At 69.4% G+C, this 20038-nt stretch carries 21 protein-coding genes and 2 pseudogenes; 8 read left to right on the top strand and 15 right to left on the bottom strand.

All coding sequences use genetic code 11. The features are described from left to right. The first annotated feature begins 800 nt into the window (after positions 1–800). Positions 801–1724, top strand: a complete 924-nt coding sequence (locus O3X23_RS39925) for a hypothetical protein (protein ID WP_269278888.1) — start codon at positions 801–803, stop codon at positions 1722–1724. 112 nt (positions 1725–1836) lie between these two features. Here O3X23_RS39925 and O3X23_RS39920 read toward each other — a convergent pair whose 3' ends face one another. Both O3X23_RS39920 and O3X23_RS39915 read right to left on the bottom strand, forming a co-directional pair. After that, the gene (locus tag O3X23_RS39920; RefSeq protein WP_269278886.1) at positions 1837–2295 is read right to left on the bottom strand and encodes an ATP-binding protein; all 459 of its coding nucleotides are present in this window, start codon (positions 2293–2295) and stop codon (positions 1837–1839) included. A gap of 242 nt (positions 2296–2537) precedes the next feature. Further along, positions 2538–3848 carry a serine/threonine-protein kinase gene (locus O3X23_RS39915; protein ID WP_269278884.1) on the bottom strand — a complete coding sequence of 437 codons (1311 nt, stop codon included), beginning with the start codon at positions 3846–3848 and terminating at the stop codon, positions 2538–2540. Between the two features lie 157 nt (positions 3849–4005). On the opposite strand from O3X23_RS39915, the gene O3X23_RS39910 reads away from it, so the two are divergent. Beyond that, positions 4006–4284 carry a GlsB/YeaQ/YmgE family stress response membrane protein gene (locus tag O3X23_RS39910; protein WP_269278881.1) on the top strand — a complete coding sequence of 93 codons (279 nt, stop codon included), beginning with the start codon at positions 4006–4008 and terminating at the stop codon, positions 4282–4284. Between the two features lie 75 nt (positions 4285–4359). On the opposite strand, the gene O3X23_RS39905 is transcribed toward O3X23_RS39910, so the two are convergent. The 3 genes from O3X23_RS39905 to O3X23_RS39895 form a co-directional block, all read right to left on the bottom strand. After that, a complete protein-coding gene (locus tag O3X23_RS39905; protein ID WP_269278878.1) occupies positions 4360–5784 on the bottom strand; it encodes a hypothetical protein in 1425 nt (474 codons plus the stop codon). Between the two features lie 556 nt (positions 5785–6340). Then, positions 6341–7318 (bottom strand): quinone oxidoreductase family protein, encoded by a 978-nt coding sequence (locus O3X23_RS39900; protein WP_269278874.1) that lies wholly within the window; start codon positions 7316–7318, stop codon positions 6341–6343. Positions 7319–7344: 26 nt separating this feature from the next. Next, on the bottom strand, positions 7345–8385 hold the full coding sequence (locus O3X23_RS39895) for a methyltransferase (protein WP_269278872.1): 1041 nt from the start codon (positions 8383–8385) through the stop codon (positions 7345–7347). 851 nt (positions 8386–9236) lie between these two features. On the opposite strand from O3X23_RS39895, the gene O3X23_RS39890 reads away from it, so the two are divergent. Beyond that, complete coding sequence (locus tag O3X23_RS39890) at positions 9237–10355, top strand: WD40/YVTN/BNR-like repeat-containing protein (protein WP_269278869.1); 1119 nt, start codon at positions 9237–9239, stop codon at positions 10353–10355. Positions 10356–10383: 28 nt separating this feature from the next. Here the strand turns inward: O3X23_RS39890 and O3X23_RS39885 are convergent. The 3 genes and pseudogenes from O3X23_RS39885 to O3X23_RS39875 all read right to left on the bottom strand — a co-directional run. Next, positions 10384–11512, bottom strand: a pseudogene (locus O3X23_RS39885) (FAD-dependent oxidoreductase). A 2-nt stretch (positions 11513–11514) separates the two neighbouring features. Continuing rightward, a complete protein-coding gene (locus tag O3X23_RS39880) occupies positions 11515–11970 on the bottom strand; it encodes a Clp protease N-terminal domain-containing protein (protein ID WP_269278898.1) in 456 nt (151 codons plus the stop codon). An 87-nt stretch (positions 11971–12057) separates the two neighbouring features. Continuing rightward, positions 12058–12498, bottom strand: a pseudogene (locus O3X23_RS39875) (Clp protease N-terminal domain-containing protein); the annotation flags it as partial. A 68-nt stretch (positions 12499–12566) separates the two neighbouring features. On the opposite strand from O3X23_RS39875, the gene O3X23_RS39870 reads away from it, so the two are divergent. Then, complete coding sequence (locus O3X23_RS39870) at positions 12567–12926, top strand: excisionase (protein WP_269278866.1); 360 nt, start codon at positions 12567–12569, stop codon at positions 12924–12926. 134 nt (positions 12927–13060) lie between these two features. Here O3X23_RS39870 and O3X23_RS39865 read toward each other — a convergent pair whose 3' ends face one another. The 3 genes from O3X23_RS39865 to O3X23_RS39855 form a co-directional block, all read right to left on the bottom strand. Continuing rightward, positions 13061–13555: an SgcJ/EcaC family oxidoreductase gene (locus O3X23_RS39865; RefSeq protein WP_269278895.1), complete on the bottom strand. Its 495-nt coding sequence runs from the start codon at positions 13553–13555 to the stop codon at positions 13061–13063. 129 nt (positions 13556–13684) lie between these two features. Further along, positions 13685–14377 carry a sigma factor-like helix-turn-helix DNA-binding protein gene (locus O3X23_RS39860; protein WP_269278863.1) on the bottom strand — a complete coding sequence of 231 codons (693 nt, stop codon included), beginning with the start codon at positions 14375–14377 and terminating at the stop codon, positions 13685–13687. Between the two features lie 192 nt (positions 14378–14569). Further along, positions 14570–15007, bottom strand: a complete 438-nt coding sequence (locus O3X23_RS39855) for a glutaredoxin domain-containing protein (protein ID WP_269278893.1) — start codon at positions 15005–15007, stop codon at positions 14570–14572. Positions 15008–15159: 152 nt separating this feature from the next. Between O3X23_RS39855 and O3X23_RS39850 the strand changes: the two genes are divergently transcribed. Beyond that, positions 15160–15483 carry a DUF6087 family protein gene (locus tag O3X23_RS39850; protein ID WP_269278859.1) on the top strand — a complete coding sequence of 108 codons (324 nt, stop codon included), beginning with the start codon at positions 15160–15162 and terminating at the stop codon, positions 15481–15483. A gap of 76 nt (positions 15484–15559) precedes the next feature. Here the strand turns inward: O3X23_RS39850 and O3X23_RS39845 are convergent, their stop codons facing one another. Both O3X23_RS39845 and O3X23_RS39840 read right to left on the bottom strand, forming a co-directional pair. Further along, positions 15560–16147: a pyridoxamine 5'-phosphate oxidase family protein gene (locus tag O3X23_RS39845; RefSeq protein WP_269278856.1), complete on the bottom strand. Its 588-nt coding sequence runs from the start codon at positions 16145–16147 to the stop codon at positions 15560–15562. 329 nt (positions 16148–16476) lie between these two features. Continuing rightward, positions 16477–17448 (bottom strand): aldo/keto reductase, encoded by a 972-nt coding sequence (locus O3X23_RS39840; protein ID WP_269278853.1) that lies wholly within the window; start codon positions 17446–17448, stop codon positions 16477–16479. Positions 17449–17584: 136 nt separating this feature from the next. Here O3X23_RS39840 and O3X23_RS39835 point away from each other — a divergent pair, with 136 nt between their 5' ends. Beyond that, the gene (locus O3X23_RS39835; protein ID WP_269278851.1) at positions 17585–18058 is read left to right on the top strand and encodes a MerR family transcriptional regulator; all 474 of its coding nucleotides are present in this window, start codon (positions 17585–17587) and stop codon (positions 18056–18058) included. A 69-nt stretch (positions 18059–18127) separates the two neighbouring features. Here O3X23_RS39835 and O3X23_RS39830 read toward each other — a convergent pair whose 3' ends face one another. After that, on the bottom strand, positions 18128–18328 hold the full coding sequence (locus O3X23_RS39830) for a hypothetical protein (RefSeq protein ID WP_269278848.1): 201 nt from the start codon (positions 18326–18328) through the stop codon (positions 18128–18130). Beyond that, complete coding sequence (locus O3X23_RS39825) at positions 18325–18903, bottom strand: TetR/AcrR family transcriptional regulator (RefSeq protein WP_269278845.1); 579 nt, start codon at positions 18901–18903, stop codon at positions 18325–18327. The genes O3X23_RS39830 and O3X23_RS39825 overlap by 4 nt, the downstream gene beginning before the upstream one ends. Before the next feature lie 165 nt (positions 18904–19068). Here O3X23_RS39825 and O3X23_RS39820 point away from each other — a divergent pair, with 165 nt between their 5' ends. Then, positions 19069–19215, top strand: a complete 147-nt coding sequence (locus O3X23_RS39820) for a hypothetical protein (protein ID WP_269278842.1) — start codon at positions 19069–19071, stop codon at positions 19213–19215. Positions 19216–19321: 106 nt separating this feature from the next. Then, a partial coding sequence (locus tag O3X23_RS39815) for an NAD-dependent epimerase/dehydratase family protein (protein WP_269278839.1) occupies positions 19322–20038 on the top strand: 717 nt, incomplete at its 3' end.

Raw genomic sequence — 20038 nt, 5'->3', positions numbered from 1 at the left:
CACCCCCTCAGAGTGGGAGAACGGGCCCGCCGTTGTTGATCGCCTCCGCGCGGGAGTTCTGGCACGTCGTCGCTTCTGGGATTTCGAGCCATACGCAGGCCCGATCCGCGGACCAACACCGCCGGTCGGTTTGCCGGCACGCGGTCGGAGTCCGAGCAAGCCCCTTTCGCCGAATGGCGCGCCTTCCCGGACCCTGCGGACCTGTACCGACGGCGCCCGACAACGGTCCCGCTGGTGCGGTCTGCAACTCTCCGTTCGATTGCGGGAGGCCGCGAATGTCGAAAATTGCCGTATTTGGCAAGGTCGGTCTAAACAAGGAAACGCCGCCCGGGGGACGTATCGACCTTCGCCCGTCATTCCTCATCGCCCCGGTGCTGCTCCGGCGCACTCGTCGGGCCCCGAGCACCGGGCGGTGAAAACGTACCTCCAGCTCCCACGCTGCGGCAGAACCCGCAGCCCATCGGCTAGAAGTGGCCATGAATCTGAGACACGGTGGCTCCTTGCCCGCGTCAACGATCACGTCGACCGGCTCCGCCCAAACGCTTCCTTCGGCTGATTTTGTGTACCGCAGTCGGGTGATGGTCCGCTCGGTTGCATATCGTTGAATATCACACGCCTCATTTCAGTACACGTATGAAGAAATACGTGTCCTATGGGAAGCGTCGGGAAATCCGCGGACCGTCTGTCGGTCTGCGGCACAAAAAACCGTTCAGGGATCGACGATTCCCTTTCGGTTCCGCACGCCCTTTTTCAGCCCAGAACCGACCCCTCGTTGCATCTGAGCCAAAGGAAAACGCCCCATGAACAGGAAACAGACCGCCGTCCTTCTCGCCCTCCCCGCGCTGTTCGCCGGCGCGCTCTTCCTGGGCGCTCCGGCCGGCGCCTCCGCTCTGGCTTGTACGGCCGGCACCGCCGGCGTCGCAGGTGCCGACGGCAACGCCGGTCACCCCAACGGTTTCCCCGGCACGGCGGGCGGCCCGGCGACCGGGGCGGGGGACTGCGCCGGTGGTGCGGGTGGTCCCGGCGGTAACGGGGTCCTGGGCGGCGTCGGCGGTGCGGGCGGCAACGGTGGCACCGGTCTGGGCAGTGGTTCGGGCGGTGCGGGCGCGGTCGGTGGCAACGCCGGCCCCAACGGTGCCGCGGGCGGTAACGGGGGCACCGGCGCGGCCGGCGGCCTGACCGGCGCTGGTGGCGCTGGTGGAGCGGGCGGCGCGGGCACCCAGGGAGGTACGGGCGGCACCGGTGGTGCGGGTGGCAACTCCGGCGCCAACGCCGGTGCGGGTGGTCGCGGCGGCCTGGGCGGCGCCGGGGGATCGAACGGTGGCGCGGGCGGCAACGCGGGCAACGGCGGCATCGGTCACGGCGGTGGTGCGGGCGGCAACGGCGGCGCTGGCGGCATCAACAACTTCGGCAACGGCGGCAAGGGCGGGAAAGCCGGCAACGGTGGCAACGGCAGCTCCGGCGGCGCCTATCCGGGCGGTGCGGCGGGCATCGGCGGCGCGGGCGGCATCAGCACCGGAGGGATCAGCAACTTCGGCGGCAAGGGCGGCAGCGGCGGCAACGGCGGCGCCAAATCCGGAGCCAGCGCCGATGGCGCCTGCGGGATCGGCGGCGCCGGCGGCAACGCCACCGGAGGCCTGCTCTTCCACGGCGGCCCCGGCGGCCCCGGCGGGACCTTCGGCGGCGGCAGCCCCTGCGCGAACGGAGCCAACGGAACACCGTAACTCCCACCCCACCATGCGTCCCACGCGATCCGTTCGCAAGGGTGTGCAGGGACGCATGGTGCGGTCCGACGCGACATACGGGAGGGCTGCCGAGTACGGCCGACCGGCCGCTTCAGACCTGGGGCACGGCCAGGACGGCACGGATGCGTTTGCCGACCGGCACCCGTTCCACGTGCACCTCATCGCAGATCCGGTCGATGATCTCCATGCCGTGGCCGCCGACCCGGCCGGGATCACGCGGAAAGACCACCGGTAGGGCGGAGTTGCTGTCCCAAACCGTCACGCTGATCTCGGTCGCGTGGCCTTCCAACTCCAGCAGGCACGGACCGGGAGCGTAGCGCTGGGCGTTGGTCAGCAGCTCCGTCACGACCAGCGCTACGTCGTAGCCCAGCCGCTCGCAGGGCGGCAGCGCGAACAGGTCCAGCAGCTCCTTGAGGAACACCTCGGCCATCTGGCGTGCGTCGCCCGTGGCGCCGTGCTCGTAGTGCGCCGCCCGGTACAGGAAACCCACCGATACCGGCACCTCGGCAGCGTCGGCTGCTTCGGCGGTCTCGGGCAGATCCGGCACCATTTCATCCCTTCGGCACAAAACGCTGTGCGGCGACTTCCCCCGATCCGTCCGAGTAGTCGTTCATCGACCCGGCCGAAGAGGCTCTCACCATGACAGGCGCGTCGGACACCCGGCTAAGCGGAGATATCCGTACACCCGGTCGGCGTCGGCCCATGGGCATTATTGGGGGAGGAGGGCGCCGACGCCTGCATGCTCTGTCCGCTGAGGGGCAGCGACGGGGGCGGTGCGGTTCTTTCAGCGAGCTACTTCTTGGCCTTCTTGGTCTTCTTCGGCATGGTGTCGTGCTTGTTGTTGCCGTGTTCTGCGGCTGCCGTGTCCACGATGGTGATGGGGTGGCTGACCGGCGGTGTGGTGACGGGGCGGGGGGACGCCGTGGTGGATGCCGGCGGCGCGATGGACACGGTGGTTGCGGGAGCGGATGCGGGATGCGACGAGGCCGCGGTGGGGCGGGAGCGGGTCGGATGCTCTCCGGTGTCGGCGGTCGGGGTGGACAGCCCGAGGATGCCGGCGGACGCGGCGCCGAGCGCGGCCACGGTCATACCGGCCACCAGCAGGGAGCGCCGTTTCGACCCGGGACGGGTCCTGTGTGGCCCCGTACCGGAGGCGGGTGCGGGGGCCGAACCCTTCAGGAGGCCCGGGACGGCGAAGGGCGTGGCGGATCGGGTGGGCGCGACGTCGTCCAGGAGCCACTGGCGCAGCCAGTTCTCGGCCCGTTCCGCGGTAGGGCGCTCGGCGGGGTCCTTGGACAGCAGGTCCAGGACGTACTGCGACAGTGCCTGCGGGATCGCCGGATTCAGGTGGCGCGGGGGAGTGGGCTCGGTGTGCACGTGCTGGTACAGGACGGCGGAGGGGACGTCCCCGGTGAAGGGGGGTGCTCCGGTGAGGAGTTGGTAGAGCACACAGCCCAGGGCGTAGACATCGCCGGCGGTGGTGGCGGGGTGGCCCAGGGCGCGTTCGGGGGAGAGATAGGCGATGGTGCCCAGGACCTGCCCGCCCACGGTCGGTGCCAAGGCAGCCGTGGTGCCCTGGGTGAAGCGGGCGATGCCGAAGTCGGCGATGCTGACTTTCCCCTGCCCGTCCAGGAGCAGATTCCCGGGCTTGATGTCGCGGTGCACGACGCCGTGCCGGTGGGCGGTGGCCAGACCTGCGGCGACCTGCGCTCCCAGGGTCGCCGCCCGCGACGCGTCCAGCGTGCCGGCGCTGTCCACTTCCTGGTCCAGCGAGTGGCCGGTGACCAGTTCCATCACCAGGTACAGGCGGTCCTGGTCGGCGCCGAAGTCGTACACCGACACCACATGCGGGTCATTGAGCTGTGCGGCCGTGCGGGCCTCGAGCGAGAACCGCTCGGCGGCGGCGTCATCCTGGAGTCGGTCGTGCAGTTCCTTGACGGCGACCGCTCGCCCCAGCAGCTCGTCCCAGCCCCGCCAGACCTGGCCCATCCCGCCCCGGCCGATCACCGCATCCAGCCGGTAGCGGTCGGCGAGCAGCAGGCGCTGGTGTGCGTCGCACGCGCTCGCTGCCCCACTCTGATGATGCCCGGGATCTGTTGACATGGTCACCACCTACCCCACGACTCCCGTGCCACCCACGACGCCGTCGGCACCACGACCGCGACTTCCCCGACGCCGGGAGAGCCGGACGTTTGGATGTCTCCGTTCGGTGCAGACGGTTGTTAACACCGGCTTTATTCACCGAGGTAGGAGAGGCGTCATGGGCATCATTGCCTGGATTCTGATTGGTCTGCTCGCGGGCTTCATTGCCAAGGCGCTGATGCCGGGCAAGGACCCGGGCGGCATCATCATCACGATGCTGATCGGTGTCGCGGGTGGTCTGCTGGGCGGCTGGCTCGGCAAGGTCATCTTCGGCGTCGACTCCATCGACGGCTTCTTCGACATCTCCACCTGGATCGCCGCCATCGTCGGCTCGGTCATCCTCCTCGCCCTGTACCGGCTGGTCACCGGCAACAAGCGACACCACAGCCACGCCTGACCGACCCAGTCCCACCCCGACGGAAACGGCTCCCCCTCATCGCGAGGGCGGAGCCGTTCCGCTGCCCGCACCCGCCTACTGCGCGGTGATGCGCAGCACCCCGGTGGTCGTCCCCTGCAGTACCACCCGGCCCGGGGCGATGGTGCCGGCCATCTGGAGGGAGTCGAAGACGAAGCCGGCGCCCAGGTACTTGGTGCGCACGACCTTGCCGGTCTCCGGGTCGACTTCGCCGTAGGAATAGGGGTCGAGGACGGAGGTGCTGTTGGTGCCCGGTACGACCGGGTTCCGGATCACGGTGTGGATCAGTCCGTCAGCGGTCGACAGGCGCGGCACCGCCGCTGAGCGCACCTTGTTGTCCCATTTCAGGTCGCAGCCCGAGCCGTCTGCCCGGACGTCGACGCGGGACAGGCCGCCGGAGAAGGTGCCGGACGTGGGCACACTCGCGCCCGCGTCGTCGGGCAGCTTCGGGTAGGGGTAGCCGTAGGTGCCGGCGATGAAGACGGAGTTGCCGGCGGCGATGGGGGAGTTCTCGCTGCCGCTGCCGCCCGACTGGAGCACGGCCACGGAGCAGACCTGTTCGCCGGAGGCCGCCCGGTACACCAGTAGGCTCACGGTCGGCGCCGCGTTGTCGACGATGGTCAGGTAGTCGATTCCGGTGCCGGGGCCGAAGAAGGTCGGAGTCGAGCCGGTGCCCCAACTGAGCTGGCCGGGCTTGCGGCCAGGGCCTCTGTCGTACGCCTGGCGCCAGGCGACCTGCGGGGTGCCGTCGGCCGTCGCGGTCAGCAGGTAGGTGGCGTGGGTGGTGGCGACGGCGGTGCCGGTGGGGGAGGTGGAGATCGAGTTGGCGATCTTCTCGCCGGCGGGCAGGGCCAGCGACCGGACGGAGCCGGTCCGATCGTTGGCCGTGCCGACCACGCCGCCGCCCGTGGCGAACCAGACCCGGCCCTGCCAGTCCGGGGAGATCCCGGTCACCGCGTCGCCGTCCGGGACCGCGCCCGTCAGCGGGAGGGCGCTGTCGACGTACAACTCCCAGTCGCCGGAGGTGGTGCGACGGTGGGCGATCCGGAGCAGGGTGCGCTCGCCGTCGACGGCCACCAGACGATCCCGGTCGTCGAGGTAGGCGTAGACCCCGCCGAGCAATGACCCCTTGGCGATCGGCAGCTCGGCGAGCGATTCGCCGGTGGACGGGTCGAGCAGGTGGACGGTCGGAGTCAGCCCGAAGATCGCGGTGCAGAGCGCGACGGGGAAGCCGTCGCCGCCGACCAGCACGGTCGGGCAGGCCGAGGCGAGCGCCGTCCGGTGGGACGTCAGCGAGCCGGCGCCCGGGCCGGGCAGCGGGGTGGCGTCGGAGGAGCCGGTGTCGCCGTGCATGGTGGCGGTACCGTCCGGGCCCGCGTAGGGGTTGTGCGGCGGCAGGGGAGCGTACGAGGCAGCGGCCTGCGCCGGCGTGGCGCCCGTCAGGGCGAGCAGGCCAGCGGCGGAGAGCAGCGCGAAGCGCATGGAGGATCCCGTCCGTGGGGGTGAGAGACAGCGGAGCAGCGCAACGGCGCGGTGACTCCGCCCGACAGGACGAGAAGGGCCCGGCTCAGCCGGGCGGGTGACCGCGCTCAGAGAACGGCGCGGCGACAGATCGCGGAACACGCGTATGCCAGGTCGACAGCGAGTCGACGGCTCAGGTACACGTGGCGATCCATGCGGGCCATCGTGGCGGAGTGACACCGCGTCTCACAAGGGGGTCGTCTCACCCTGCGAGCGTGGGCGGCCGCGGAGAGCGCTACGGACCCGTGAACCCCGGCAGGCGCCGAAGCCGTGACCTATGGACGGTGATTTCGCCAGGACAGTGCCTGGTGACTGTGGATGACTGCGTAGGCCCGCGCCGGTACGGTCCCCGACCCCCCATCCCCGGAGTGAGCCGGCGCGGCCGATCCGAGGCCCGCCGGAGCTGCACGGGGGAGTCGCGACGTCGTGCCGCACCGGTGCACGCACCGCGCGGCACCAGGCTGCTGACCTCCTGGTGCCGCTTCGAGTGCGATGAAACCGACAGTGCCGCAGGTGACTACGGGATGAGGACGACGCGGCCCATCTGGGCCCGTGCCTCCATCATTTCGTGCGCCTTCGCGGCATCGTCGAGGGGTACCTCGGCGTGCACGACAGGCCGGACCTTGCCCGATCCGACGAGGTCGAGCAGGGCCTTCGCGCCGGCGGCCATGACCTCGGGCTGTCGGTACATCAGTCCCCACATGCTGAACCCGAGCACCGTCTTGTTGTCGAACAGATCGGCGATGTCCACGGACGGAACCTCTCCGCCCGCGGATCCGTAGACCACCATGCGGCCGAACTGCCGGATGAGCGGGACACTCTTGCTCAGGATGTCGCCGCCGACGGTCTCGAGGACGAGGTCGACTCCCTCCCCCTTGGTAGCGGTCAGGATCTCCTCGTCCCAGCCTTCCTGGCTGTAGTCGTACGCGAGATCGGCGCCGAGGGATTTGGCGAATTCCAGCTTCTCGGGGCTGCTCGCGGTGGCAATGACCGTTCCGGCGCCGAGTGCCTTGGCGAGTTGCACGAGCAAGTGGCCCACGCCCCCGGCCGCGGCATGAACCAGCACGGACTGTCCGGGCTGGAGCTGACCTGCCGTGGCGATGACGTGGTAGGCGGTCTGCCCGGGAATCGGCAGTGAGGTCGCGGGACCGGCTCCGATCCCTTGGGGGATCGTGAACAGCCAGTCCGATCGGTTGACGACATATTCGGCGTAGGCGTTCGAGCCGACGCCCGCGACGACCCGGTCCCCCGGCGCGACATTGACAACGCCCTCACCGACGCTCTCGACGACGCCCGCGACGTCACCGCCGGGCGAACCCGGAAGATCCGCCGGTCCGCCGACCGCGATGCCCTGGCGGCGCTGACACTCCGCGAAGTTGACGCCGACAGCCTCGGTCCGGATGAGCACCTCACCCGGCGCCGGCACCGGCTTCTCCGTCTCCTCGACCCGCAGAACCGAAGGACCGCCGTGCTCGTAGTGGCGGACAATGCGCATGGTTGTTCTCCTCATGTGATGGTGCTTCAGTTGCCGGCGTCGGGGCCGGCGCTTTCTCGGCCGGAGGCCACCGGTACGAACTCCACCAGTGAGCGGGCGTGGCCGAAGTCCGTCACCGCGTCAAGCTTCAAGCCTGCCGCCGCGCCGAGCTTCTGCATCTCCTGCCGGGTGCGCATCCGGCCATTCAGATAAACGAGCATGCGGAGGTCCAGCTCCGTCACGTCGCTCTGTACATCGAGCAGTCCTTCGAGCACCATGACCCTGCCATCGGCGGCGAGCGCTTCCGCGCAGCGGGAAAGGATGTTGATCGCCTGCGTGTCGTCCCAGTTCAGCAGGACGTTGGACAACAGGTAGACGTCCCCGTCACGCGGCAGTTCATCGAAGAAGCTTCCCGCCACCGCTGTGCAGCGGTCCCCCAGCCCGATGTCGGTGAAGGACTGCGCGGCAGCGGACGCGGGCCCCGGCAGGTCGACGAGAGTGCCGCGCATGCCCGGCCAGTTCTCCACGACTGCGGCGAGCAGCGTGCCGCTGCCGCCTCCCACGTCTACCAGATGGCGGACCTTGCTCCAGTCGCCGTGGGCCACCAGCGCGGGAAGTACCCACTCCATACTGGCAGCCATCCGGTCGTCGAACGTCGCCGAGAGCTCCGGGTCGGCGTTGACCTCCTCCCAGAACCCCTGGCCGTACACCGAGGCGTAGACGGACTCGCCGGTGCGGACCGATTCCAGCAGTTGGAAGAAGGCCAGGTCGCCGCGGCCGATAGGGCCGTCGATGTCCAACCAGGCGCGACCTGAGGTGGGGTTGTCTTCCCGAAGCTGTTCCCCCAGCTCGGTCAGTTCGTACGCGCCGGACTCCGTCAGCCGGACGACTCCGGCCCCGACACGGTGACACATCAACCGGTGCAGCGCGGCCGGTTGGACGGAAGCCTGGGCAGCGAGGGCTTCGGGGCTGGTGGCGCCGGCAGCAATGTGGTCGGCGAGCCGGAGGGTCGCCGCCACCCGGATGGCCATCGGGGTGATCAGGTCTGTCTTCTCCATCAACAGTGTGGACCAGGGTGCGTCGGTCATGTGCCATCTCCCCCGTGAGAGATCGGTGGCCCGGCGGCTCATGCCGTCGAGTACGTGTGTCGTTCCTTCGCAATGCGGTCAGCAGGGCGGAATCCGGGGCGCGGGACGGCCCCGGGTGGTCCTTCGCGAGGACATGACCGAACGCCGCGTGCATCCCGCAACGCGAACTACCGCGGTCCAGGTCCCACCGCAGCGCGACGGGCTGTTCGTTCCTGGCCGCCTCACAGCGCGTTGGCGGGCGCACGATCCGCGGCTCCCACGCCCGAGGGCGCCGCAACACCTAAGCAATCCCGGCAGTGCGAGGCGTTCGCGCCCGCCCTGTCGTCCGTCGCGGTCTGGGAATGATCACGGTTTCGAGCCCCCGCTCCACATCGTTACAAGACCATTCAGAAGGGATCAACTTGCTTTCGGGTCGAGCAGCGCTGGAGTGGCGGGTTTCCGCACCCTTCGCGGTCGGCATCCCCGGCGGACGGACCGCCGGTACAGTCCGTTGGTCGCCGTCCTCGAGCCCGATGACGCCCGACGCCTGTTGGCTCGTGCGCTCGCGAGCAACGTGTGGGTCGGGGACCGTGTCGTCACGCGGCTCACCGAGATCGAACCCGAACTCGCGCTGCGCGCCGCTGATCTTCTCGGCCTGACCGGCCTACCAGGGACCCGGTGTCGCGAGTGCTTCCGGATGTGCGGTGCCGCCATCCGGCGTACGGTCGGAGAAACGCTTCGCGAGCATCACCGCGACGAGAGCGGCGCTGGCCTTGGCCGTCCGATCGGGAGGCCTGTCACGCAGCCATCCGTCACGCAGGTGGAGCACCTGATGGGAGGGCGTTGTGGAGAGAATATGGATGCCGCGGTACGTGGTCGATATCGCGGACGCCGCTGGGGCACAGCAGGTCTCCTTCCCGCAGCTTCTCGATGTGGCGATCCGGGAGGACGTGTCGTTCCCCGAGGTGTGGCTGGCGGCCAAGGACGGGACGCTCTGGCGTCATGGTGGCGGGCCCCTTCCCCCTCGCTTCGCAGGTCAGGAAGCCAGTCCCGGTAACGTCACCGGTCTCGCCGTGGCGCTCGACGACGGACTGTGGGTCCTGACGGACCACAGGGCGCTCTGGCGGCGTGCGAAGGATGGCGGGTGGAGCAGAATACCGGTTCCGAATGGGATCGAACCGTTGGTGGACGTCACGGTGCACCAGGGGGCGGTATGGATCGTGCGCGACGACGGGGCAATGTGGCGGACGACTGACGGCCAGACGTTCCACGAGACGACTTCGTTGATTCCGTTCAAGCGGCTGGCAGGTCGAAATGCCGACGACCTGTGGGGGATCAGTCTTCATCCCAGTGCGAATCTCTTCCGTCAGACGTCCGACGGAATCTGGCGGCCGGCCGAAGGCGGGCAGGACAAGTCATGGGCTGACATCTCCGTCAGCGTTGAAGGGACGGTCTGGCTGGTCGCCACCGATGGAACGGTGTGGACCACGACCGATGGCATCGGGTTTCTCAAGGCCTCCGGCGACGGGTTCAGCAGGATCTCGGCCGCTCGGTTCGAATCACCCTGGGCAGTCAAACTGGATGGCACGTTGTGGATCTGGCTGCCCAGGCCCCCGAACCCGGTGCCCCCGCCGCCCACGCCGCCGCCCCCGCCGGCCCCTCACCTCCCGCCGACGATGCCGAGCGAGGTTCGACCCCAACTGAACGTGTCGACGAGCGGTTCCGGGGAGAGCAGTGTCTTCCACGTAACGGGTTCCGGCTTCATCGCCGGAGCGGAAGTCACGATCCGCGGAGCGCGGATCGGCGCGGACGGGGTCTTCAACTTCTACTGGAGTACCCAGGCGTCCGCCCAACGGTCGATAGCTGTCGACCTTCCCATTCCCTGCGTATCCGGCCTCAGCATCAGCTTCTCGGCCAACGATGGCCGGCGCGATCCGCACGACTTCACCGACCGGTTCTGGAGCAACACGGTTCCCACGTCGTGTCCTTGACCCCACAGCAGCCGGCCTGCTCGTCACTTCATGACGCGGGCCCGGTTGGCTGTGCGCCGGGTTGGAAGAACGCCAGCATTCTCTGGGCGGCGTCGGGTGAGGCCAGGACCTCCTGGACGTGCGCGGACTGCCGGCCGGCCGAGCCGGTGCGTTCGAACATCTCGCGTTCGTACTCCTTGACGGCGGCGGGAAAGTCGTCCGGGCGCGAGGCCGAGCAGCGCGCCGTCGAGCAGCGCCATGTTGGCTCCCTGCCCCACCGGCGGCATCAGGTGCGCGGCATCGCCGAGGAGCGTGACACCTGACCTCGATGGCCAGGTCAGGCCGACCGGGAGCGTGGTGATCGAGCGCGGCAGGACCGTGTCGTCGCAGGCGGCGATCAGTGCGGTGAACCGTGGGTCCCAGCCGGTGAACAGCTCGATCAGCCGCGCCCGCGCGGCGGCCGGAGCGCCGAACGGGATGCCACTGGCCGCGAACCAATCCGCGGGGCTGTTGTAGAAGCTGAGATAGATGCGTACGCGGCCGTCGCCGTTGCGCTGCGCCGCGAGGGATTGTCCGTTGCCGAGTACTCAGTAGTTGCCGCGCCCGACCATCGCCGCGAGGCCGGGGTGGGTGCGGTCGATGTCGGGGATACCGAGCTCCACGGCGTTCTGGCCGGTGTGTGCCGGTCGGGCGTCGGTGAGCAGGGGGCGGACCCGGGAGTCCGCGCCGTCGGCGCCGACCAGCAGGTCGTACGTCGCACTGCTGCCGTCGGCGAAGTACAGCAGGTCCTGGTCGGCGGATGTGAACGCGTGCCCCCAGCGCACCGTGTGATCGGGGAGGGAGTCCAGCAGCAGGTTGCGCAGATCGGCACGGTCGACCTCAGGTCGCTCGAGCGGGGCGTCGTCGGGCGTATCCTCCTGCAGCAGCAGGGTGCCGTCCGGTTCGAGAAGCCGCAGGTCCTGCCCTTGCCGACGGGCCACGGCGTGGAACTGGTCGACCAGGCCCGCCTCGCGCAACGCCCGCTGCCCGGTCCCGGAGTGCAGATCGAGCATGCCGCCCTGACCGCGCGCGCCGCGCGACGATTCCCGTTCGTACACGACGGCGTCGATGCCGTGCACGTGCAGGACACGGGCAAGGGCCAGGCCACCCAGTCCGGCTCCAATAATGCTGACGGTCATGGTCATCGGCCGGATCCTCGGCGGAGCCGGGGCGCGAGCACCGTGCGCACGACCTTGGCCACATTGCCCGCGGCGGATCCGTCGTCTGCTTCCGGCTCAGGTTCCAGCAGGCCCTGGATTTGCAGCAGCAGCTGGTTGGTCGACCGCCAGAGCGGGACGAACATGCCGGCGACCGGCCCGACGCCCTGGATCGGGCCACGGGCCAGCTCGGTGACCTTCCTGGCGGCCGCGACCGTCGTCGGGTCCCGCAGGATCAGGTGCACCTCATCGCCGACCAGCCGGATCTCCATCCTGCGCGCGGCGGCTTCCTCCGGGTTCGCGTCCGTGGTCGTCTCCGGATCGAGTTCGTCGATCTTGGCGGCGACCGCGTCCGGGTCGACCCCGAGTTCACGCAACACCCTGGCCGCCATGCTGTTCTCCGCCCGCAGCATCGCCTCAAGCAGGTGATGGCTGCCCATCGGTGCGCCACCGGCCAGCGCGCTGGCGACGGACACGGTGTCCTCGGCAGCGGGTGTGCCGGCCGGCCACGGGCCGGCCACGACGTCCTGCGATCCCTCCAATGAGGCCAGCACCGCGGCACGGACCTGGCTGATCGGATTGATTCGCTGGGCAAGCACGCTCGCACCGACGCCCTCGCCCTCCCTGACCAGGGCGAGCAGGATATGTTCCGTCCCGATGTAGGTGTGGTGCAGCTGTTGCGCCTCGCGCAGGGCAAGGTCCAGCGTCTTCTTCGCGCGCGGTGCGAACGGGATATGGCCGCTCAATGCCTGCGTGCCGGGCTCGATCACCGCGGCGATGTCGGCTCGCGCGGTCTCCTTGTCGTACCCGAGGCGGTGCAGAACCTCCGCCGCGACGCTGTCCGGCGCGCCGAGCAGCCCCAACAGGATGTGCTCCGTGCCGATGTAGTTGTGCTTGAGCAGTCTCGCCTCCTCCTGCGCCGTGACGACCACCTTGCGGGCTTGCACCGTGAACCGTTCGAATGGCATGTCTCCATGGTCCCAACCCTGTCAATACAGTGGTATTGATAGGGTAACTGTGGTGGAAGGAGGGTGTGTTGGAGACACCGTCGAACTGGGAGGGCCGGCTCGCGCGCTGGCAGAACGAGCTGGAGCTGTTCGAGCGCCTGGACGAGACGCCTTGGGTCACGCTGGCCAAGGCGGAAGCCGAGACCGGCGTCTCCCGCTCGGCCCTGCGGTCCTGGTACCGCAATGGCGAGATCCAGTCCCGGCTGGTGGACGGCCCGAACGGGCCGCAGCGCCTGGTGCAGCTCGACGCAGTGATCGAGCGCGCCGCGGCGTCACCGCGCATTCAGCGCAGGGCGGAGCGGGAAGTCAGCCTGGAAGCCCAGGTCACCCTGCTACGGCACCGGGTCGACCAGCTTGAGCTACGGCTGGCGGCGTTGGAGCAGAAGTGACCGGCGCGAGCAGCACCGTCCCGCCGGTCCGGAACGGTGCCACCTCGCCGGATCCGTGTGCTCATCGACCCGTGTGCTCATCCGCGACCCGGGTGTGACGTCGCGCAGGCCGCAGCCGCCGGGCTGTCAGTGCCTCAGCCCATGTTCACGACGGCGGGGGAGTTCTGATAGGCCGCGAGCAGCCACCTGCCGTGCTGCCGGGTCAGGACCCAGGTCGCAAGGGCGGCACGGTCGGCCGGCCCTTCGGTCTCGCCCGGGAAGAGGATGTTCGTCTCGCTGACCACGATGGCGACGTTGTCTCCGAGGAAGCGGATATCCAGCACCTTGTTGGTGGTCGTCGAGCCTTTCAGAAAGCTGCTGAACCCGGCCTGCATGCTCTGCCGGATCTCGTCGCGCGACGTGCGGTAGGACCCGGGCAGGATCACGCTGGCGTCCTCGGTGTAGTCAGCCACGAACGCGTCGGCGTCGTGCGCGTCCCATGCGTCGTAGACACCCTTGAGCACCTGGAGGATGGCGGTCTTGTCCGCGGTAGGCGTCTGGTTCGCAGTCGTGGTTTCCCTTGCTCGGTCGTCCTGCTGCGGATTGCCGCGCTCTGCGACGCACCGGGAGTCGTGTGCGGCTCCACGGATACATACCGGGGGCAGGTCCCGAACTCATCGCGTCGGCGCAAAGTTTTCCCGACGCCCGCGGCAGACAGCCCGGCTTCCCTCGGGGCATACTCCGCCCGCCGCCCCGCGTGGGCTCGCGGGGTCCAGCTGTCAGATGTCGATCGTGGGGGCCAGGTCGAACATCGCGAACACCTCGGCGTCCTGGAAAACGGTGTTCCTGCTGATGCCGGAGGCGGTGACGGTGAACAGTTGGAGCGTGTGCAGCTCGAAAGTGCCGTGGTCGCCGAGGTTGTAGGCGGCGAAGCCCGGCTGGCCGTTCGCCGCGACGGGCACCAGGCGCCACCTGGTCCCCGCCTTGGCGAAGACCCAGCCCATGAACTGGCTGTAGTTGTCGCGGCCGACGAACCAATTGAGCATCGGCGGCATCTCCATCAGGACGTCCTCGGCGAGGAGCCGCTTGAGCCTGTCGATGTCGGCGTTCTCGAACGCCACCATGTAGCGCTCGACGCAGGCCCGCTGTTCTGCCTGCGAGGGCTCTTCGACGTGGTCCTCCAAGACACCTGCACGGTCCAGCCGCGCCCGCGCCCGCTGCAGCGAACTGTTGACCGAGGCGATCGACGTGCTGAGGATGTCCGCGGTCTCGGCGGCGGAAAAGGCAAGTACCTCGCACAGGATCAGCGCGGCCCGCTGACGCGCGGAGAGAAGCTGAACCGCGGCGACGAAAGCCAGCCGCAGGCTCCCGCGGTCGATGGCCGCTCCGCCGGGCTGACCGAGGTGCAGCAGCGCGTCGTGGGCGAGCAGTTCCTGCCGGTACGGCTCGATCCGACGGCCGAAGTCGTCCACGCTGGTACCCCCTGGCGAGTGCCTTGGCCCACCGCCGGTGGACTTTATCGCACGTCCGTGCCGCGCAATGATTCCGATGGACGGCCCGGCAGCGAAGGACATGGACCGCATCGGCTCCTGCGGTTCCCGACACGCCCCAGGAAGATCAGCGCGCTCCGGTCAACCGTCTCGCCGAAAGGGCACCGCTGTGGATCACCTGGGCGGCGAAAGCTGTTCGCGCATCCATGCAGGATCGGGGTTGGTGTGGGGCCGCCCCGCCACGATGACGGTGGGCACGGTCTCGTTGCCGTCGTTGGCAGCCCGCACCACCGCAGCTCCCGCCGGGTCACGCCAGATGTTGACCCAATGCAACCGGCGGGAGCTGCGACCCAACCGCATGCGCAGTCGTAGGCAGTACATGCAGCCCGGCCGCCAGAAGACGACCGGCCGGCCGTCGACGGCGCTGCGATGCTGCGCCTCCAGCGCGCTGATCGACCTTGGGAAGATCAGCGGTGAGTTCGCACCGGCGAGCACGAGGAATATCAGCAAGGACACCGTGGCTACGCCGGGACTCCCCTTGTGGAACAGCCCAGTCGCGACGCTCGACCCGCAGAGCACAAGCAGCGTCGGCAGGATCCAAACACGTGTCATGGTGCAGCATGCTACCGACGAGCCGGAGGACTGCTCGAACTCGGCCACCCGCTTGGGTATTCGCTGGACTGCCGGGCAGTCCCGCAAGACCGGGGGTAAGCGGCTGGTGTGCGGGTGGCGTGTTCGAAGGCGGCTGCGTCATGCTGGCGGCCATGAGCGAGGAACCGTTGGAGATCTGGGCGCAGCGGCGCGCGGCGGACCGGGCCCGTATGGTGGGCCGGTTACGTGCCCGCAGTTTGGCATCGGGACCGGAGCGCGCCTCTCACGTCCACCCTGATGCTGAGCGCGTCATTGAGCAGTGGGACGGCTACCAATGGGTGCCGGTGACGGTGGCCGTCGACCTGGCCGCGGCCAGGTCGCTGTTGTTCGTACCGGAGCCGGCCGACGAGCGCGCGACGGAGTGGGACCGGCCCGCCACGGGCGAGGGCACCGGCAGGCACCGCAAACCGGCGCGGGTTGAACGGCCGGATGCGTGACCGCGCTGTACGGGAACGGACCGGCCGCAGCAGGCGCTGGAGTGGCCGGGCGCGCTGCCTGAGGGCTGACAACTGCTCAGAAGTCACTGGGCGGCAGGGGGAGCGGTAGTGCGGGCAGGCCGTCGATGCTCTGGGCTATGTGCTCCTTCTTGGCGAAGTACGCACTGAGCGAGGCGTCGTCCTCACGCCCGAAGCGCTTCGCGTGCAGGTCGCGGTCTTCGTCGTAGGACATGAAGGGGACGTTGTATCCGCAGGTGTCGCGGACCAGTTCGGCCGTCACCACGATGATCGCGCGCAGCCCGTGCGGTGTCGGGTCGATGTCGGGGAAGTGCGCGAGCAGTTCCTTGAACCGCGGGTCGTCACGGAAGACCGCGTCGCCCTGACCGTGCACCCGAACGATGTTGGGCGGCCCCTGGAAGGCGCACCACATCACCGTGATCCGCCCGTTCTCCCGCAGATGGGCGATGGTCTCGGCGTTGCTGCCGGCGAAGTCGAGATACGCGATCCGCTGCTCGTCGAGGACAACGAAGGAACCCTTGAGGCCCTTGGGGGAGAGGTTGATCGTGCCGTCGCCCGCCAGCGGGGCGGTCGCGGTGAAGAACATCGGCTGCGCTTCTATGAAGGTGCGCAGTCTGCCGTCGATACGTTCGTAAGTCTTTCCCATGTCTAAGGATTATGCACGCAAGTCTTTCGCCTGTCTAAGTGAATCGGTCCGGCGTCTCGGCTGTCGGGAAGGACCTTCGGGTGCAGGTCGCGAGCCTGTCGCGCCGGGGTCGGTGCAGGACAAACCGGAGGGCCTTCCGGCGCCGTACGCCTACGGGGGACAGCCCCCCGGCCCGCCGGCAACGCGGCGACACGCCAGTCTGCCCTGACGGACGACGTGCCACCGCGCCCGCTACCACAAGCCGCGAGTTCACCCCTGTGCGGGGACCGTGCCTCCCCCGGGATCTGCCGCTGGGGGACGGCGCGGCTCTCCCGCGGCGGGGCCGGTGTTCATGCCTCGTCGAGGTGGCGGCGCTGGGTCGGGGTCAGGTCGAGGTCGACGGCGTCCAGGGACTCGTCGAGTTGGGCGACCGTGGTGGCGCCGATCACCGGGAGGACCGGGTGCTCGCCGCCGAGGAGCCAGGCGAGCACGACCTGGCCGGCGGTCGCACCGGTCTCGGTCGCCACCTCGCGCAGAGCGGCGAGCTGGGCCACCGCGCCCGGGTGGTCGTACTGCGGGGGTATCGGCTTGGCCGGGTCCGTGTAGGCGCCGGAGAGCAGCGGGGTGTAGGCGAGCAGGGTGAGACCGGGCTCGGTGCGGGCGTAGTCGAGGAGTTCGGGGGTGACGTGCTCCTGGGTGCCGAAGTCCGCCCCGGCCGCGGGCCGCAGATAGCTGTACCGCTGCTGGACGCAGGTGTAGCCGGCGACGCCCCGGGCTCGGGCGGTGGCACGGGAGCGCTCCAACCGCCAGGTCAGCTGGTTGCTGATGCCGAGCAGGTCGGTGACGCCGTCCCGGGCGAGCCCGCCGAAGGCGTCGACCGTCTCTTCCAACGGCACCGAGCGGTCCTCGATGTGGCCATAGAGCAGGTCCACCCGGTCGGTCCCGAGGCGCTTGAGACTGCCTTCGACGCCGGCTCGGATCGCCTGCGCGGAAAGACCCTCGGCGTTGGCCGGCCATGTCCCCGGGCCGGCCGGGCGGGCTCCGACCTTGGTCGAGAGCACCACCTCGGCCCGCGCGTCTCGGGCGGCCAGCCAACTGCCGAGCATCAGCTCGCTCTCGCTGCCGGTGGCGCCGTCGATCCAGAAGCTGTAGCAGTTCGCGGTGTCGATGAAGGTGCCGCCGCGCTCGACGAACCGGTCCAGAACGGCGAACGAGCCTGCCCGGTCGACCCTGGTGCCGAAGGGGAGGACGCCCAGGCAAAGGGTGCTGACCTGCGGCCTGGGGGTTCCGTCCGCGCGAGTGCCAAGGGTACGAAAACGCATGGTTCCTCCGAACAGGGGAGTGTTGGTGGTGCCCTCGGAACTCTGCCAACTGGACCGCACTCCAGGTCAAGCGGCGGCCGGACGGCGGGCCACCAACGGCGGGTGACGGGTCACGGGCGATGGCATGATCTCCGTCATGACATCCGACAGCGTGCTCGACACCCCTCCCGTCGCGGCGCCGGCGGAAGGCGCCGCCGTACGCGCGTACCTGACGCCCGCTCAGACCGTCGCGCGGTCGGGCTTCAGTTTGGACACCCTGCGCTATTACGAGCGGATCGGTCTGCTGGGCACGGTCGGACGCTCACACACCGGGCACCGCAGGTTCACCCCGCACGACCTGGAGTGGCTCGGTGTGCTGCGGTGCCTGCGTGACACCGGCATGCCGATCGCCGAGATGCGGCGCTTCGCCGGGCTGGTGCGTGACGGCGAGGGCACCTTCAGCGCGCGGCTGGCGCTGCTGGAGCAGCACGACGCCCAAGTGGAGGAGCGAATTGCGCACCTGCGACGTCAACAGGAGTTGGTCCACGACAAGATCGCGTTCTACCGCTCCGTGACAGCCGCCCCGACACCGCCCGGACCCGCTGCGGAGGAGTCGGCCGTTCCCGCCTGAGCGGCCCGCCACGACTCCGGTTCGGGACGGCCTCGAAGGAGCGGCCCCAGCGGGGTGGGGACTGGGTTGTCAGCTCCTGCTCGGCGTGACGTGCACGTTGTCGAGATGGAGGTGCAGCGCACCGTCGACCGGGCACCGTATGCCGACCGTGAGGCGGCGAACGTGGTCGTCCGCGGAGAGGGTGTAGGCGACGCCCACCTGGAAGCCGGTCGAGCGGTCGGCTCGCTGTGCGCGTCCGCCTCGGGCGTGCGCGGTGCGGAGGCTCCTCATGTCCCAGCATGGTTCAAGGTGCGCATGAACTGTCCTGCGAGCTGTTCGGTGTCGAGGTCGTCCGCGGTGCGTCCGGACAGGATGTGGAAGAAGGGCGGGCCGATCAGGAGTGCGGTCGCCTGCTCGAGCGAGAGGGTGGTGCCGCTCGGCTTGCGCACCGCCTCTACGACCTTTGCGGCGCTTTCCCCGAGGATGTCACGGGAGGCGAGCAGCGCGGCGACGTCGGCGTCGTGCTGGGCTTCCCCCAGGAGGGCGCGGTAGGCCGCGCCTGCGTGGGAGCGGGACAAGAAGGCGACCAGGGCGTCGAGATATGCCGTGAGGTCCCTGCGGGGGTCGTCGCTGGTGGGCGCGGACAGTTCGTGCTGGGCGTCGATGGCGCTGGCCTCGTAGAGGACCTCCGCCTTGTTCGACCACCAGCGGTACACGGTCTGACGGCCCACGCCCGCCCGCTCGGCGATGCCCTTCATGGTCAGGGCCGCGTACCCGACTTCGACCAGAAGGTCGTCGACGGCGTGCAGCACGGCGGCGCGTGCGCTTTCACTGCGGGGCCGTCCGCGGCCGCTTCCATCCACCATGCCGCCACTCTATACGAGTCACGGTGTCTCGCATGTGTTATCTTTGCGGTGCACGGTGACTCGTAAATGGTCGTCCGAGCCTCTCTCGCCTTGCCACCGGAGGGGCCCGCCCGGCGATGTCCGGCCGTGCTTCACGTACGGCAAACCCAGATAGGAATCGCGACATTGGCTCCCACACGCAACGGCGTCCTGCGCCCGGCGCAGCTGTCCGGCCCGGTGCTCGCCTTCCTTCCCACCTCTGCCACTGCGGCCGGCGACAAGGCCGCCCGCACGGGCGTCCTCGCGGCGGAACTCCCAACCGACCCGCGGTAGCAGCGGGGCCGCCCACCCCCTGACGCGGCGCAGCCGCCGTGATCAGGGCACTTCCACCCATTCAAAGCATTCACCTGCCCTTTTCCGGGCGAAGGAGGTCACACGCATGCGTGCATTTGTCACTGGAGCGACCGGCTGGATCGGATCCGCCGTTGTCGATGAACTCATCGCAACGGGCCATCAGGTCATCGGCCTGGCCCGATCCGACCAGGCCGAGCAGGCTCTCGCGGCCAAGGGCGCGGGCGTCATCCGCGGTGACCTGGACGATCTCGCCTCGCTGCAGGCAGGCGCCGCCCGGGCGGACGCGGTCATCCACCTGGCCAACAAGCACGACTGGGGCAACCCCGCCGAGAACGACCGCTCCGAACGCGCGTCGATCCAGACCCTCGGCGACGCCCTGGCCGGAACGGACCGCCCGTTCATTGTCGCCGCGCCGCTGTCCGGCCTGGTCGAGGGCCGGCCCGCCACGGAGGACGATGTCTCTCCGGCCATCGGCCCGAACTCCAATCGGGGCGGCAGCGAGAACCTTGCGCTGGACTACGTGGCCCAGGGCGTGAGGACCGTGATCGCCCGGTTCGCACCGAGCGTCCACGGCCACGGCGACTGGGGCTTTGTCACCTTCCTCACCGAGGCTGCCCGCAAGCAGAACGTCTCCGGCTACGTCGGCGACGGCTCCGCCGCGTGGTCGGCGGTGCACCGCCAGGATGCTGCCCGCCTCATCCGCCTCGGCATGGAGCAGGCGCCCGCAGGGACGCGCCTGCACGTTGTCGCCGCGGAGGCCGTCACCGCCAAGGCGATCGCCGAGGCGATCGGCCGCAGCCTC

Source organism: Streptomyces sp. H39-S7 (assembly GCF_027158205.1).
Taxonomy (GTDB): domain Bacteria; phylum Actinomycetota; class Actinomycetes; order Streptomycetales; family Streptomycetaceae; genus Actinacidiphila.
This window is presented reverse-complemented; position numbering and strand designations above follow the sequence as displayed.